Source organism: Candidatus Aalborgicola defluviihabitans (assembly GCF_016705985.1).
Lineage (GTDB): Bacteria > Pseudomonadota > Gammaproteobacteria > Burkholderiales > Burkholderiaceae_C > Allorhodoferax > Allorhodoferax defluviihabitans.
The window spans coordinates 15,035-27,688 of record NZ_JADJKN010000012.1; the positions used below are offsets into that span (position 1 = coordinate 15,035).

General features: G+C 58.3%; 18 protein-coding genes and 1 pseudogene. 11 read left to right on the top strand and 8 right to left on the bottom strand.

What is annotated here, in order from left to right:
* Positions 1 to 17: 17 nt before the first annotated feature.
* On the bottom strand, positions 18 to 1,817 hold the full coding sequence (gene kdpA / locus IPI80_RS13345) for a potassium-transporting ATPase subunit KdpA (protein WP_413860860.1): 1,800 nt from the start codon (positions 1,815 to 1,817) through the stop codon (positions 18 to 20).
* Positions 1,817 to 1,924, bottom strand: a complete 108-nt coding sequence (gene kdpF, locus IPI80_RS13350; RefSeq protein ID WP_413858956.1) for a K(+)-transporting ATPase subunit F — start codon at positions 1,922 to 1,924, stop codon at positions 1,817 to 1,819. Before kdpF ends, kdpA begins: the two co-directional genes overlap by 1 nt.
* A 95-nt stretch (positions 1,925 to 2,019) precedes the next feature.
* Between kdpF and IPI80_RS13355 the strand changes: the two are divergent.
* The 3 genes and pseudogenes from IPI80_RS13355 to IPI80_RS13365 form a co-directional block, all read left to right on the top strand.
* A pseudogene (locus tag IPI80_RS13355) lies at positions 2,020 to 2,460 on the top strand (hypothetical protein); the annotation flags it as partial.
* A gap of 25 nt (positions 2,461 to 2,485) precedes the next feature.
* Positions 2,486 to 3,076, top strand: a complete 591-nt coding sequence (locus IPI80_RS13360; RefSeq protein ID WP_413860862.1) for a hypothetical protein — start codon at positions 2,486 to 2,488, stop codon at positions 3,074 to 3,076.
* Positions 3,049 to 3,645, top strand: coding sequence for a GGDEF domain-containing protein (locus IPI80_RS13365; RefSeq protein WP_413860864.1), 597 nt, complete (start codon positions 3,049 to 3,051; stop codon positions 3,643 to 3,645). Before IPI80_RS13360 ends, IPI80_RS13365 begins: the two co-directional genes overlap by 28 nt.
* Before the next feature lie 283 nt (positions 3,646 to 3,928).
* Here the strand turns inward: IPI80_RS13365 and IPI80_RS13370 are convergent, their stop codons facing one another.
* Both IPI80_RS13370 and IPI80_RS13375 read right to left on the bottom strand, forming a co-directional pair.
* Complete coding sequence (locus tag IPI80_RS13370) at positions 3,929 to 4,201, bottom strand: hypothetical protein (RefSeq protein WP_413860866.1); 273 nt, start codon at positions 4,199 to 4,201, stop codon at positions 3,929 to 3,931.
* Between the two features lie 76 nt (positions 4,202 to 4,277).
* Positions 4,278 to 4,571, bottom strand: a complete 294-nt coding sequence (locus IPI80_RS13375; protein WP_413860868.1) for a serine hydrolase — start codon at positions 4,569 to 4,571, stop codon at positions 4,278 to 4,280.
* Between the two features lie 174 nt (positions 4,572 to 4,745).
* Here IPI80_RS13375 and IPI80_RS13380 point away from each other — a divergent pair, with 174 nt between their 5' ends.
* From IPI80_RS13380 to IPI80_RS13390, 3 genes are all read left to right on the top strand, one after another.
* Positions 4,746 to 5,144 carry a hypothetical protein gene (locus tag IPI80_RS13380; protein WP_413860870.1) on the top strand — a complete coding sequence of 133 codons (399 nt, stop codon included), beginning with the start codon at positions 4,746 to 4,748 and terminating at the stop codon, positions 5,142 to 5,144.
* Positions 5,145 to 5,205: 61 nt separating this feature from the next.
* Positions 5,206 to 6,306, top strand: a complete 1,101-nt coding sequence (locus tag IPI80_RS13385) for an erythromycin esterase family protein (RefSeq protein WP_413860872.1) — start codon at positions 5,206 to 5,208, stop codon at positions 6,304 to 6,306.
* 58 nt (positions 6,307 to 6,364) lie between these two features.
* Entirely contained in the window at positions 6,365 to 6,595 is a 231-nt protein-coding gene (locus IPI80_RS13390) for a hypothetical protein (protein ID WP_413860874.1), read from the top strand.
* 320 nt (positions 6,596 to 6,915) lie between these two features.
* On the opposite strand, the gene msrA is transcribed toward IPI80_RS13390, so the two are convergent.
* The 4 genes from msrA to IPI80_RS13410 all read right to left on the bottom strand — a co-directional run bounded on the left by msrA (position 6,916) and on the right by IPI80_RS13410 (position 9,341).
* Complete coding sequence (gene msrA, locus IPI80_RS13395; protein WP_413860876.1) at positions 6,916 to 7,587, bottom strand: peptide-methionine (S)-S-oxide reductase MsrA; 672 nt, start codon at positions 7,585 to 7,587, stop codon at positions 6,916 to 6,918.
* Positions 7,588 to 7,598: 11 nt separating this feature from the next.
* Positions 7,599 to 7,898 (bottom strand): pentapeptide MXKDX repeat protein, encoded by a 300-nt coding sequence (locus IPI80_RS13400; RefSeq protein ID WP_413860878.1) that lies wholly within the window; start codon positions 7,896 to 7,898, stop codon positions 7,599 to 7,601.
* Positions 7,899 to 7,969: 71 nt separating this feature from the next.
* On the bottom strand, positions 7,970 to 8,725 hold the full coding sequence (locus IPI80_RS13405; protein WP_413860880.1) for a molybdopterin-binding protein: 756 nt from the start codon (positions 8,723 to 8,725) through the stop codon (positions 7,970 to 7,972).
* 13 nt (positions 8,726 to 8,738) lie between these two features.
* Positions 8,739 to 9,341 carry a cytochrome b/b6 domain-containing protein gene (locus IPI80_RS13410; protein ID WP_413860892.1) on the bottom strand — a complete coding sequence of 201 codons (603 nt, stop codon included), beginning with the start codon at positions 9,339 to 9,341 and terminating at the stop codon, positions 8,739 to 8,741.
* A gap of 161 nt (positions 9,342 to 9,502) precedes the next feature.
* Here IPI80_RS13410 and IPI80_RS13415 point away from each other — a divergent pair, with 161 nt between their 5' ends.
* From IPI80_RS13415 to IPI80_RS13435, 5 genes are all read left to right on the top strand, one after another.
* Positions 9,503 to 10,078, top strand: coding sequence for a sigma-70 family RNA polymerase sigma factor (locus tag IPI80_RS13415; RefSeq protein ID WP_413860882.1), 576 nt, complete (start codon positions 9,503 to 9,505; stop codon positions 10,076 to 10,078).
* Entirely contained in the window at positions 10,075 to 10,716 is a 642-nt protein-coding gene (locus IPI80_RS13420; RefSeq protein ID WP_413860884.1) for an NrsF family protein, read from the top strand. Before IPI80_RS13415 ends, IPI80_RS13420 begins: the two co-directional genes overlap by 4 nt.
* 76 nt (positions 10,717 to 10,792) lie before the next feature.
* Complete coding sequence (locus tag IPI80_RS13425) at positions 10,793 to 11,089, top strand: DUF4936 family protein (protein WP_413860886.1); 297 nt, start codon at positions 10,793 to 10,795, stop codon at positions 11,087 to 11,089.
* An 83-nt stretch (positions 11,090 to 11,172) separates the two neighbouring features.
* Positions 11,173 to 11,433 carry a DUF1289 domain-containing protein gene (locus IPI80_RS13430; protein ID WP_413860888.1) on the top strand — a complete coding sequence of 87 codons (261 nt, stop codon included), beginning with the start codon at positions 11,173 to 11,175 and terminating at the stop codon, positions 11,431 to 11,433.
* 18 nt (positions 11,434 to 11,451) lie between these two features.
* Entirely contained in the window at positions 11,452 to 12,309 is an 858-nt protein-coding gene (locus IPI80_RS13435; protein ID WP_413860890.1) for a DMT family transporter, read from the top strand.
* Positions 12,310 to 12,654: the final 345 nt, after the last annotated feature.

Here is a 12,654-nt window from a genome sequence, read left to right on the forward strand (position 1 = left end):
CGTGCGGCGGCGACGGCTCAACGCGTGATCCACAACATCAGGTGCTCAACGACCGGGCCCAGCGCCAGGGAGGGCACATAGTTCAGCAGCCCCACCAGCAGCACGGTGCCAATCAGCAACACCACAAACAGCGGGCCGTGTGTGGGGAAGGTGCCGGCATTGGCCGACAGGCGCTTCTTAGCCGCCAGCGAACCAGCAATGGCCAGCACCGGCACGATCACGCCAAAGCGCCCCAGCCACATGGCCAAGCCCAGCAGGATGTTGTAGAACGGCGTGTTGGCCGACAGCCCGGCAAAGGCGCTGCCGTTGTTGTTGGCAGCTAACGTCAACGCATACAGAATCTCTGAGAAACCATGGGCACCCGGGTTGGCAATGCCTGCCTGACCGGCGGTGCTCACCACCGCGATGGCGGTACCCGCCAGCACCACAATGGGCGTGACCAAAATGGCAATCGAGGTGAGTTTCATCTCATGCGACTCAATCTTCTTGCCCAGGTACTCGGGTGTGCGGCCAATCATCAAGCCGGCAATGAACACGGCCAAGATGGCGAAGATCAGCATGCCATACAGGCCGGTGCCTACGCCACCAAATATGACTTCCCCGAGCTGCATCTCCACCAGCGGGACCATTCCACCGATGGGGGTGAAGGAGTCGTGCATGGCGTTCACCGCACCGCATGACGCGCCGGTCGTTACCGCCGCAAAGAGGCTGGAGGCGTTGATGCCGAAGCGTGTCTCTTTGCCCTCCATATTGCCGCCCGACTGCAGGGCGCTGGCGGTCTGGTCCACGCCCAGCGGTGTCAGCAAGGGGTTGCCGGCCTGTTCAGCGGGCGTAACGACCATAACGGACACCACAAACATGACCGTCATCGCGGCGATCACGGCCCAGCCTTGGCGCTGGTCACCCACCACACCGCCAAAGGTGAAGCACAGCGCAGCCGGGATCAAGAAAATTGACAGCATCTGCAGCAGATTGCTCAACGCAGTCGGGTTCTCATACGGGTGGGACGAGTTGGCATTGAAGAAACCACCGCCGTTGGTCCCCAGCATCTTGATGGCCTCTTGCGACGCAACGGGGCCCATGGCCAAGGTCTGCGTGCTGGTTTTGGCATCCTCCATGACGGGGCTGCCTTTTGCGTCCACGAGCGGCTGACCATCGGGGCCGTTTTTGGCGATCTGGTAGCTGGTGCTCTCCAGCGTGTTGACGTCTTGGTAGGCGTCAAAATTCTGGATCACGCCTTGGCCGACGAACAGCAAAGCCACCACCACCGACAGCGGAATGAGCAGCCAGGCGGTAACGCGTGTCATGTCCACCCAGAAGTTGCCAATCACGCTGGTAGAGCGTGCGACAAAGCCGCGAACCAGCGCGAATATCACCGCAATACCCGTGGCGGCTGACAAAAAGTTCTGCACCGCCAAGCCCAGCATCTGGGTCAGGTAACTCATGGTGGTCTCACCGCCATAACCCTGCCAGTTGGTATTGGTGACAAAGCTGATGGCCGTGTTGAAGGACGAATCCATCGTCACCGCAGCCATACCCGCCGGGTTAAGCGGCAACACCGCTTGCCAGCGCTGCAACAGATAAAGGACCAGGAAGCCCAAGACGTTAAACGCCAGCAGGGCCAGCGCGTAGCGGGCCCAGCCCATGGACTGGTCGGGTGATACGCCTGCCAAGCGGTACAGCGGCGCTTCGGTGCGCTGCATCCAACCGGGCAGATTCCCATTGCAGATGCGCGTGATCCAAATGCCCAAAGGCCACGATACGGCCAAGAGCAAGACTAAAAACAGGGCCAGCAGCCCCCAAGCCGAGCTGCTCATTAAAACTCCTCCGCGCGGATCAGCGCATAGACCAAATACGCCAGCAACAAGGCAGCACACATGCCGCCCAAGCCATACACCACGTGAAGTGTGTTCACTGTTTCCATCATTCTCTCCTGCATCACATTGATGAAGGGAGTGTGGTTAACGGGGCGTAAAAATGGGGATGAGTTTTAAGCTGGCGGTGTAAAAAAGGCGTAAATGCAAGGCCTATGACCTGGCCTTAGCAGGCGAGATGGCCGTCATCGTCGACCACGGTGCGCGCGAAATGTTGGTGGAGCAAAAAGACGTTTTTTACTACATCACGTTGATGAACGAGAACTACACCCAGCCGGATTTGCCAGCGGGTGCAGGGGCGGATGTGGTGAAGGTTTGCTATAATTGTGATAGCTATTTATGTAGATTCGACGAGGGCTACATCCCTAATTTTCTTAAGGAAGTTACGCTCTTAGGCTCCGGCCCCATCATCGCCGCCACCGACGGCTTTGGGCGTAGTGATACACGGGCGGCTTTGCGGGGGTACTTTGGGGTGGATGCGGCCAGCATTGCGCAGGTGACTGAACCCAATTCACAGTCCAAATCCGAACCCCAAACAGATCGCTTTCCTCTGAAAAAGCGTGGGAATAATACTTTTACACTATGATTCGTGGAAGCAAGGGATTACAAGAATGACTTGGTCTGCGTTGGATTTGCGGGTGTTCATCCTCATCAACGGCGTCATGGGATGCTTGATGGCATTGGTCTTGTATTCCCAATCCCGTTCGTATCCCAAGTCCATTCACGGCCTCCGGGAATGGGCTACCGCTTATCTTCTGGCGTTTTTTGCAACCGTACTGTATGGCTTGCAGAACACCTTGCATCCCTTGATTACCGTCGGCTTGGCCAATGTGCTGCTGTTGCTGACTGGCGCCTATGCGTTGGCAGGCGCTGCTGCGCTGCACGGTCGTGTTTTGCCGAGCTGGCTATTTCCGGCACTGTTGTGCTTTTCGGTGCCGGCATTTGCCTGGCTCAGTACCGACCGCACCTATTACCACTACCGTTTGACCATCATTTGCGTAGCCCTGCCTGCCATGTTGCTATGGCAGGCCGTAATCATCGGGCGATTTGGTGACCGAAAGCTGGGGGCTAACTTGAGCCTGGTGGTTTTGGTTGGACTGAGTGCCGTTATGCTGTTGCGCGCATACACCGCAGTTGCGTCACCGTTGCCGATTGGGCTGTACGCCAACTCCCCATGCAAGCCATTTACCTGGGTAGTTTGAATTTTGGTTTGTTGTTGTCTGCCATTGGCGCAATCCTCATGACTTCAGAGCGGCTGCACATTGAACTGGGTCAGCTTGCCAGCAAAGACAGTCTGACGAACGCCTACACCCGCCGTGCTTTGTTTGAACTGGGCGAAAACGAGATCGCACGCTGCAAACGCCATGGTACAGCGCTAGCCGCTTTGATGCTGGATCTGGACCATTTCAAACGCATCAATGACACCCATGGACACCCAGTAGGCGACAAGGTGTTGATTGATTTTGTACAACGCGTACAGGGCGTGCTGCGGCGGCCTGTCATTCTGGGACGCTATGGGGGAGAGGAGTTTCTAGTGTTGCTGCCCGACACCGGCCGCGAGGACGCGCTGCTGGCGGCTGAGCGGATCCGGCAATGCAATACAAGCGAAACTGGCTTGCCTGTTTGTACCGTTAGTGTGGGCGTTGCGTGCTTGGGTGACCCACAGACGGATAGTCTGACTGCCTTGATTGGGCGAGCCGATGCGGGGCTGTATCGCGCCAAGCAAATGGGCCGCAATCGGGTGGAAGAAGCAGTGTCCCCGGGTGCGTAAAAAAGAGTTCCCGAATTTGTGTCGATTCGGGAGCGATTGCAAAATGAGAAGCTGCCTCGCAGTTGCCGATGACCCAGTCATAAGTGCGTGAATGTCACTGCAGAATTTGGCATTGGTGGTGGCCGGTTCACTCGGCTGCTAGACCTGGCAGTAGGTAGGCCAGTTGCGGCACAGCAGCGCGCGTCGCCCCAATGGCGACGGGGCGTTTTCGGTACTGCCTCAGGTCAATGAGAAAAGCCGATACAAGTTCGACCAAGCGTGCCGCGCCAAGCGATCTAAGGTGCTAGCCGTTTGGGCATGCAAGAAATTGCACCGTTGATGCAGACCGTACCGCTGGCGGGCAGCTTGTACTATTGCGCATAACCGTCGCCTGCGGACGATAAAGCTGGCTACCGAAGCGCAGCCATTCTTCCTTTCCATGCTGTTTTATTTTCAGGAACAGGTTTGCCACGGTATCGCTGGCCGCTGGATCGACGATCTGCCCATTGGCCAGGATATAGCCAGGCAGGCCGGGGGCGGCGTCGATGGAGAAACGTGTCCCACCCGTGCCTGCCACGGACCCGTCAGCGGTGACCCTGGTTCGATCTTTTGCCCTGTTGGCATTGCCTGGAGATAATGCCCGAATCCTGGTGCTACTTGGTTGACCAGGTAGTGCTGCCCCGGGGCTGAGCTGAAGGGCAAGTTGGTGGTCTGATCGCGACCCATTTCGGCCACCGTTGGCGGCCTGTGACCGCAGCCACCAGCAGTTCGATTGAGGTGACGCCGTCGTTGCAATACACCGCTATTTCGCCCGGCAGATGTTTTAGCTGCACAGACGCTAGCGCTTGGCGCGTGTCGTCGGCGTAGCTTGGCATTGGCTCGAAGGTAAAACTGTTGCGGCAATCGGTGCCAGGCAAGCCGGACGAGTGGCCGCGCAGCATGCGCACGGTGATTTGAGCCGATGTGACGCAAATTCTTGGGAAACCAGATATTCATCTCAGGGGAGACCCGTTGTATCAGGATGGTTCCAGGGTGCGATACTTTTGCACAGGCAGTTAGCCTACTCGTCGAACGCAAAGTAATGATCCGGTGCCCAGCCTCCCAACGTTGAAGTGACGACCATGACAGGATATCAACAGCTCGCTTTCGTCAGTTCAGTGCTCGCCGGTTTTGCGTTTGCTTTCTACGGGACGTTGCTGATTTCTCAGTCAACGCGCCGGATTGGCAGCTGGACGGCCCTGTTGGCGGCCTGCGCAGGTATCTGTTTTCTGATTTTCACGTTGGGCTCTACCTTCTCGGTGACGGTTACTTTGAACACCGCGACGCTGCCAGAAGCTCTTCGGGCGCAGCAGGAACCTCTCACAACGTTGTTTCTACTAGGCATCGTCCTGACGCTCTTCAGTTTTGGCATCGGGGGCTGGATGCGTTCGCATAAGCTTGGAGTCGCCACCATCTGCGTCGCACTGATGGGGCTCGTCGGAGTTCTCTGGGTCATGCAGCCATTCATACACAGGAATTGAGGGGAAGAGAATCATGCGCATGGGTAGATCGCTGGTTTGCCAGTGTGCGTGCTTGCTCGGCTTGGCCATCCTCACCCAAGCTTGCGCGGCCGATTCGCAGGTGCATCCATTGGACCTCGACAAACCTTATCGAACAGACGACTACACATTTCTTGATGCAGCGGTCGGATCGCGCAGGGCAATTGCCCTGGGCGAATCGATTCATGTTCCGCAGGAAATGCCACTGGTCCGTCAAAGGTTTGTGCGTTATCTGCACGAACGCAAGGGATTCGACGTGCTCGCGTTGGAAGGTTCGCTAATTGATGCATGGACTGCCCAGGAACATGTCTATGCAAATGGCGTTTCGGGTTCCGCCGTCGCGGAGTTGTTTACCCGTGAGGCGTTGTTCGGCCTGTGGCAGACCGCACCAATGGAAGCGGTGATTGCTGAAGCTTTGCAACCACAATCCGGCGCACCTGCGATCTACCTCACCAGTTTTGATCTGCAGCCCGGTATGGCGCGCGCGTATGGTGGTTCGGCGGAAAAAAGCCTAGGTGCATTTCTCGCGTCGGTGCAGGCGCTCGATCCGAACGTCAGCGATCAGAAGGTTGGCGAGTGGACCAAGATTTTGAGTCCATCGCTCGAATGCAAAAGCAGTCAAACCGTTACGCAGGCATTGTCGGAACTCGAGCGTTGGCTTGATGACTCGGCAGCAATCGCTGTCGGCGCTCGTCGACCGGCAAGGCATGTCGCCGCCCTCCAACTCGTGCCCACGATGTTGCGCTACCGGCTGCAGCAATGCAGCGATTGGTTGGCTGCCAACAAGTCCATGAAGGTGTACCAGCAATCCCGCGATACGCTCAATGCCAAACTGGCATTGGCGTTGCTAGACCATTTTCCGAAGATGATCCTGTGGGCTCATCACAGTCACCTTCATTACAACTCATTGGGCGAATCGATTCCTTCAATGGGTCAACACCTCCATAGCGCGTTAGGGGACCAGCTTTACACCATTGGCGTATTCGCATTGGACGGCGCCGCCATGGATACTTCGGAAGCCGACGCTGCCCAGGGTCTGGCCGTCGTGACGGCACTGGCCGCCAAGCCGCTTCCAGATGATGCGCGTTTCAGCGTAGAGCGCGCACTGGCAGGGCTGTCAACATCCGATTTTTCATCGACTTGAAGTCAGCGCCTGTTGCGTGGGGCAGCCCGGGTTCAGTCGCCTTGAGACATCCGGGCGTATGCACACCGCCCTGTCCCATGACTTCGACGGTGCGATATTTCTGCATCAAGTGCATGGCACGCCGCTCAATTTCCTTCCGCGTTGGCTCAATGTTGCCATTGGTTCGGCTGGTTGGATTCTTCAGCATGCGATCTTGGCTTCATTGATAGCCTTGCTGCTGGTTGCCGGCCTGGGCTTGGCAATATTTCGATTGCTGCGCCGACTTAGACAAAAGCAGCCACAGAAGTAGGGAGTTTGTTGTTAAGCCCGGTCAAGCACGCGCATGGCCCCAAGTTATAGGCCACAAGCACCGTGCGGTGCATCTCGCACCTCGCGCCTTCCATCACCAGACTCCGTACCGGGATACCCATGAAGCCGCCTGTCTGCAGGCCATCGCGATAGTCGGGCGGTCTTGCGCGGCGACTTTGGGCAGGATGCCAAAGCCATTGTCAAGCTGCGGTGCAATTGAAGGTGCCTACAGCGCGTGTTGAAATGGTGCCAGCGCGGCACCTGGGCAAGAACAGGGTGCGGATGCCTTTCCATACTGTCCCGCCAAAGGGGTTGGTTCTTTTATCTGTACAAGGCTGGAAATTGTTGACGCAACTGTTTCAATTTGGGCATGTCGTTGAAGACGATATACGGTTGTTGAGGATGCAATGCCAGGTAGTTCTGGTGATACTCCTCGGCCCGGTAGAACTGCGCAAGCGGTGCCCGCTGCGTGACGATGGGTCTGGCGAAAGTGTGTGCGCCGTCGAGCTGGCGGATGGTGGCCAGCGCCGCCTTGTTTTGTTCAACGTTGGTGTAGAAGATCGCTGAACGATATTGCGTGCCTGTGTCCGGGCCTTGTCGGTTGAGCTGGGTGGGGTCGTGCGCGACGCTGAAAAATACTTGCAGCAATTGCGGGTAAGAAACCTGTGACGGATCGAAGCGCACGCGCACCGCCTCCGCATGGCCGGTTGCACCGCCGCTGACCTGCTCGTAATCTGCGGTGTTTGAGCGACCCCCGGCATAGCCCGACTCCGCGTCTGAGACGCCTTTGACGTGCTTGAACACGGCATCGACGCCCCAGAAGCAGCCGCCTGCGAAGACGGCAGTCTGCAAATTGGCTGCCGTTCCCGCGGGCGCACTGCTTTGTATTTCCGGCAAGCGGGGGTTGGCCCAGGCCGGGGCCAAAGTCGTCAGAGCCAGCGCCGCGACTGCGGCGAACTGGCCAAGCCTGGTTGAGGGAGACAGACCATGCATGGCTGCGCTCCCTATTTCTTCATCTCGTCTTTGCCCATTGCATCGGTGGCCATCGCATCTTTTTTCATGCCATCGTTGTCCATGCTGTCATTCTTCATCATGGTGTCTTTCTTGACGGTGGGTTTCTTCATGCTGTCCTTTTTCATGCCGTCCTTGGACATGTCATCCTTGTGCATGGCATCTTTGGCCATCGCTTCTTTCTGCATGCCGTCCTTGGACATGGCGTCCTTGTGCATGGCGTCTTGGGCGTAGGCCGCGCCCCCCGAAATCAACAGGGTGGCGGACAAGAGGGCGGTAGTGATCGATTTCATGGTGAGTTCCATTGAAGTGGTGGTGAATTGGCGGAATTGCCAGAGTTTTCAGGGCAGTCGAGCGGTTGGACTCAACTACCTCCGAACCAGTTGTACCCCTGGTCTTCCCAGTAGCCTCCGGGGTAAGTGTTGGTGACGAAAATCGCCTGAATGTGTTTCGGATTCTTGTATCCCAGCTTGGTGGGCATGCGCAGTTTCATCGGGAATCCATACTTGGGCGGCAGCGGTTGTCCGTCATAGGTCAGCGCCAGCACGGTTTGTGGGTGCAGTGCGGTGGCCATGTCAATGCTGGTGAAGTAGTCGTCGGCGCACTTGAAGCCCACGTATTTGGCGCTGAGATCGGCGCCTACGCGGCGCAGAAAGCTGGCAAACGAGACACCGCCCCATTTGCCAATCGCGCTCCAACCTTCCACACAAATATGACGGGTGACCTGCTCGATTTGCGGCATGGCGCGCAGCTCGCGCAGAGTCCATTGGCGACGGTCGGCGACCAGGCCAGTAACTTCCAGGCGGTAGCTGCTCTCCTCAATTTCCCGTATCTCGTCTTCACCATAGTAGGCATTGAAGGGAAAGGGCCGAGTGATCATCGACTCGGGATAGGTCGGGGCCAGCCGGTTGGGATCGAACAGCCATCCCTGCACATCGTCATTGATGCGTGAAATCCGGCTCAGGGCGGTGTCCACACTGGCCTCATCGACCAGCGAACAACCCGTTAGCATGGCCAGACCGCCCAGCGTGAGCGAGCGGCGCAGAAAGCTGCGCCGGGTCGCTTCTTTCAGCACCAGATCTCCATCGACTACCAGGCGCAAAGGGCTCTTGATATTCATACTTTGGGCTTTCTCAATGACCACGAACCATGGTGCGCAAAGTGCGCGGTACCAGCGCCACCATCAGCAGATGGACCAGCACAAAGGCGGCCAGCACGGCCATGGCGAAGAAGTGAACCCGCCGCGCGCCCTCATAGCCGCCGACCAGCTCCCTCAGCAGCGGGAATTGCACAGACTTCCATAGCACCAGCCCGGAGAGCACCAGCACCAGGCTGTCGGCGATCACCAGCAAATAGGCCAGCTTTTGCACCGTGTTGTAGTGCCGGGGGTCGGCATGGGCCAGCTTGCCCTGAAGCGCCGCCCGAACATCCGCCAGCAGGGCGGCGCCCGATAGGGGGAAGAATTTGCGCCACAGGCGACCGGTTCCCAGATTGAAGGACAAATACAGCAAACCATTGGCCGCCAGCAGCCACATCGCTGCGAAGTGCCATTGCAAGGCGCCGCCTAACCAGCCGCCGAGCGTGATGTCCTTCGGGATCGCAAAGCCGAGGAACGCGGTGGCGTTGTAGATTCTCCAGCCGCTCATCATGAGCACCACCACTGCCAGGGCATTGAGCCAGTGCATGGCGCGCAGCCACGCTGGGTGAACGATTTGTGTGAGATGGCTCATTGTCATTCCGTCTAAGGCGCCAAGCCATGTTTTTGAACTGAACGGTCTGTATTCATGATTTGCTTTCCGATTGCTAGGTACTTCGCCGCACACGGCCCGCCGGTTACAGTTGGAACAACTATTTGCAAAAAATATTTTTTTGCGCTTTCCTGTAACCCAATGCCCGCATGGAACGAACAGTAGTAATGGATGACCGGTTCGCGCAAAGCGAGAGACTGTTGCGCGAGTCGTTACTGCAAGGTTTGCAGGGCGATGCTGCGGCCTACCACTGTTTTCTGAAAGCCTTAAGCGCGCACCTGCGGGCCTACTACAGAAAGAGGCTTTTTCAACGACCCGACGACGTGGAGGATCTAGTGCAAGAAACACTGCTGGCGGTACACAACCAGCGCCATACCTACCGCAGCGACCAGCCACTCACGGCCTGGGTGTATGCCATCGCGCGCTACAAACTGGTGGATTTGCTGCGCGCCCGGGCCGCGCGCGAGGCGCTGACCGATCCGCTGGATGACGAATTGGAAGTCTTTGCCGCATCCGACACCGATGCGTCAGATGCCCGCAAGGACCTGGGTCAAATGCTCGCCAGTCTGCCCGACGGGCAGCGGCTTCCCATAGTGCACGTCAAGCTTGAAGGGCGGTCGGTGGTGGAGACGTCACAGCTAACCGGCATGTCGGAGTCGGCCGTCAAAATAGGTGTTCACCGGGGCTTGAAAGCGCTGGCAGCCAGAATCAGGGGAAACACATGAAGACCGACGATCTAATTTCCCTGCTCGCCACCGGGGCTGCCCCAGTGCCCACACATAGCGTGGGCCGGCGTTTCGCCCTCGCACTTGGCCTTGGCATTGTCGGCGCGGTGCTGCTTCTGGTGCTGACCCATGGCCTGCGCGCAGACCTGGCACAAGCCATGGGCGAGTTGATATTTTGGGTCAAGATGGCGTTTGCCGGCGTTCTGGCACTGGCGGCCTATATTGCCACTGAACGCCTGGCGCGCCCTGGCATGCGGGTGGGCGGTGCCTGGGCTGCGCTTGCCGCCCCGGTCCTGTTGCTGTGGCTGGTTGCAGCGCGCTGGTGCTGCTTGGCGCCGACCCGGAGCAGCGCGCCGGCGATTCTGGGCGCGACCTGGAAAACCTGTCCATTTAGCATCGCCCTGATTTCACTGCCGCTGTTCGTGGCGACGTTCTGGGTGATGAAGGGATTGGCGCCGACCCGCCCGGCATGGGCCGGCGCCAGCGCCGGCTTGCTGGCGGGTGCGCTGGCCGCATTGGTATATGCCTTGCATTGCCCGGAATCGGGGGCACCTTTCATCGGCATCTGGTACGTTGTGGGTATCGCAATTCCGGCAGCGGTCGGGGCGCTGCTGCGGCCACGGACATTGCGGTGGTAGGGTCCTGTGACATGATGGCCGTCGAAATCGCGGCTGCAACGCATGCGAGGTTTCAGCAAATCTGACAGGAGATGCCATGGATCGCTACATTTACTATCGCGTTCCGGCTGACCAAGCGCTGGCGTTGCAGCAACGCGTTCAGGGGCTACAGCAACGCGTGTTTGACCTGTGTGGCGTGCCGGGTGAGCTTAAGCGACGTCCTGGAGTGCAAGATGGTTGTCACACCTGGATGGAGGTCTATCGTGGGCTGACACCCGAATTTGAGGCCTGCCTGCGCCAGTGTGAGGAGGAGGCCGGCTTGGCAGCATTGATTCGCGGCGCGCGCCACGCGGATGATTTTTGGGACTCGACCGAGTGGTCGAGAGAGGCGTAGCGCGCAGTCAACACGCGAACCGTGGCATCAACCAGGCGCGGGTCTGCTGGTTGGAACGAATATCCGCTTTGAGAAAGATCTAGATGAATACCAATGCAATTACCCCAATACAGGTGCGTTCACCCTGCATCAATGTTTGTGAGATGAACCCGGAAGTTGGCCTGTGCAGGGGGTGTTTTCGCACGCAGGACGAGCGTGACTGGTGGGTTGCCTACAGCAACGATCAGCGGCGGGAAGTACTGCGGCGTTGCGAGCAGCGGGCTGAAGCGTTTAAAAATGGAGAGAAAGTGTTTGCCCCGTGTATGGGGGGCGTGCAGTCGGTGAAAAAGAGTGCAACCTCTTGATTTGCCATACTTGACCTGATGCAGTCGAAATATTTTTCCGTTTTTCTACTGACCTTGCTCTCGATGCTGGCCTTTGCGGCTAACTCGCTGCTTTGCCGCGTTGCGCTCAAAAGCGACGCCATCGACCCGGCCAGCTTTGCTGCCATTCGTCTGATGTCAGGCGCCGCGATGCTCGTGGTCGTGATGCGGCTTCGCGGGGTGTCGCCAACCACGAGTGGCGGTTGGGTGCCGGCCTTCTGGTTGGCGGCTTATGCGGCCGCATTTTCGTTTGCATACGTCAGTTTGCCTGCAGGCGTTGGGGCGTTGTTGCTCTTCGGGTCCGTGCAGGCCACGATGGTGGGTACGAGTCTTTGGCGGGGCGAACGCTTGTCCGCGCGCCAGTGGCTCGGGCTGGTGGTTGCCATGGGCGGACTGGTAGCGCTGCTGCTGCCCGGCTTGAGCGCGCCGCCGCTGGGCAGCGCGGTTCTCATGATGGCTGCAGGCGTGGGCTGGGGTGCATACTCGCTGCATGGCAAAAAGTCGCTCAATGCCGGCGCCACCACGGCTGGCAACTTCTTGCGGTCTGTCCCGTTTGCTGTGCTATTGGTCGTTGTGCGCGTCACGCAGCTCTCGGTGAGCAGCACCGGTGTGGCGTACGCAGTGTGTTCTGGTGCCATCACCTCTGGGCTTGGCTACATCGTCTGGTACACCGTCCTGCCGCATTTGCGCTCCAGCGCCGCCGCTACGGTGCAGCTGAGCGTGCCGCTTCTCGCGGCTATTGGCGGAACACTTCTGCTGGGGGAAGCTTGGACGCAGCGCCTGAGTTGGACTGGCCTGGCCATTCTCGGAGGCATCGCGCTAGTGGTCGTGGCGCCGAAGCGGCTTACCCGAGCGTGAACGTGGGTTGGCATTGGGTACTGTAGAGTGGTCCGAAGCGATTGTGCCGGTGGGGGCAGAAGATTGGAATATTTGGTCGCCGCATAAGGGAAAGCGTGAACCCCGCGGACCTATTTCGGCACCATACTTGACCTCAAGCGGTCGAATGTCCTACCCATAGTTGTCTGGACTGTCTGCATGGGAACTAGTTGGCAACGTCTGGGCGTGCGTTTTACCGCAGTTCTGCTATCGTGAAAACCTGCGCGATATAAATGCAAAATGATGTCTTCGACCGATAAGCCGGACCTCAACAATCGCCCATGGGTTCGAGCGATTCGTTGGTTGCGTTTGATTGCCGACTCGGTG

What these genes read in the sequence shown, in the direction of transcription:
- kdpA (WP_413860860.1), bottom strand. Translation starts at nt 1,817, where the DNA reads ATGAGCAGCTCGGCTTGGGGGCTGCTGGCCCTGTTTTTAGTCTTGCTC.
- kdpF (WP_413858956.1), bottom strand. Translation starts at nt 1,924, where the DNA reads ATGGAAACAGTGAACACACTTCACGTGGTGTATGGCTTGGGCGGCATG.
- IPI80_RS13360 (WP_413860862.1), top strand. Translation starts at nt 2,486, where the DNA reads ATGACTTGGTCTGCGTTGGATTTGCGGGTGTTCATCCTCATCAACGGC.
- IPI80_RS13365 (WP_413860864.1), top strand. Translation starts at nt 3,049, where the DNA reads ATGCAAGCCATTTACCTGGGTAGTTTGAATTTTGGTTTGTTGTTGTCT.
- IPI80_RS13380 (WP_413860870.1), top strand. Translation starts at nt 4,746, where the DNA reads ATGACAGGATATCAACAGCTCGCTTTCGTCAGTTCAGTGCTCGCCGGT.
- IPI80_RS13390 (WP_413860874.1), top strand. Translation starts at nt 6,365, where the DNA reads ATGCACACCGCCCTGTCCCATGACTTCGACGGTGCGATATTTCTGCAT.
- msrA (WP_413860876.1), bottom strand. Translation starts at nt 7,587, where the DNA reads ATGCATGGTCTGTCTCCCTCAACCAGGCTTGGCCAGTTCGCCGCAGTC.
- IPI80_RS13400 (WP_413860878.1), bottom strand. Translation starts at nt 7,898, where the DNA reads ATGAAATCGATCACTACCGCCCTCTTGTCCGCCACCCTGTTGATTTCG.
- IPI80_RS13405 (WP_413860880.1), bottom strand. Translation starts at nt 8,725, where the DNA reads ATGAATATCAAGAGCCCTTTGCGCCTGGTAGTCGATGGAGATCTGGTG.
- IPI80_RS13410 (WP_413860892.1), bottom strand. Translation starts at nt 9,341, where the DNA reads ATGACAATGAGCCATCTCACACAAATCGTTCACCCAGCGTGGCTGCGC.
- IPI80_RS13415 (WP_413860882.1), top strand. Translation starts at nt 9,503, where the DNA reads ATGGAACGAACAGTAGTAATGGATGACCGGTTCGCGCAAAGCGAGAGA.
- IPI80_RS13420 (WP_413860884.1), top strand. Translation starts at nt 10,075, where the DNA reads ATGAAGACCGACGATCTAATTTCCCTGCTCGCCACCGGGGCTGCCCCA.
- IPI80_RS13425 (WP_413860886.1), top strand. Translation starts at nt 10,793, where the DNA reads ATGGATCGCTACATTTACTATCGCGTTCCGGCTGACCAAGCGCTGGCG.
- IPI80_RS13430 (WP_413860888.1), top strand. Translation starts at nt 11,173, where the DNA reads ATGAATACCAATGCAATTACCCCAATACAGGTGCGTTCACCCTGCATC.
- IPI80_RS13435 (WP_413860890.1), top strand. Translation starts at nt 11,452, where the DNA reads ATGCAGTCGAAATATTTTTCCGTTTTTCTACTGACCTTGCTCTCGATG.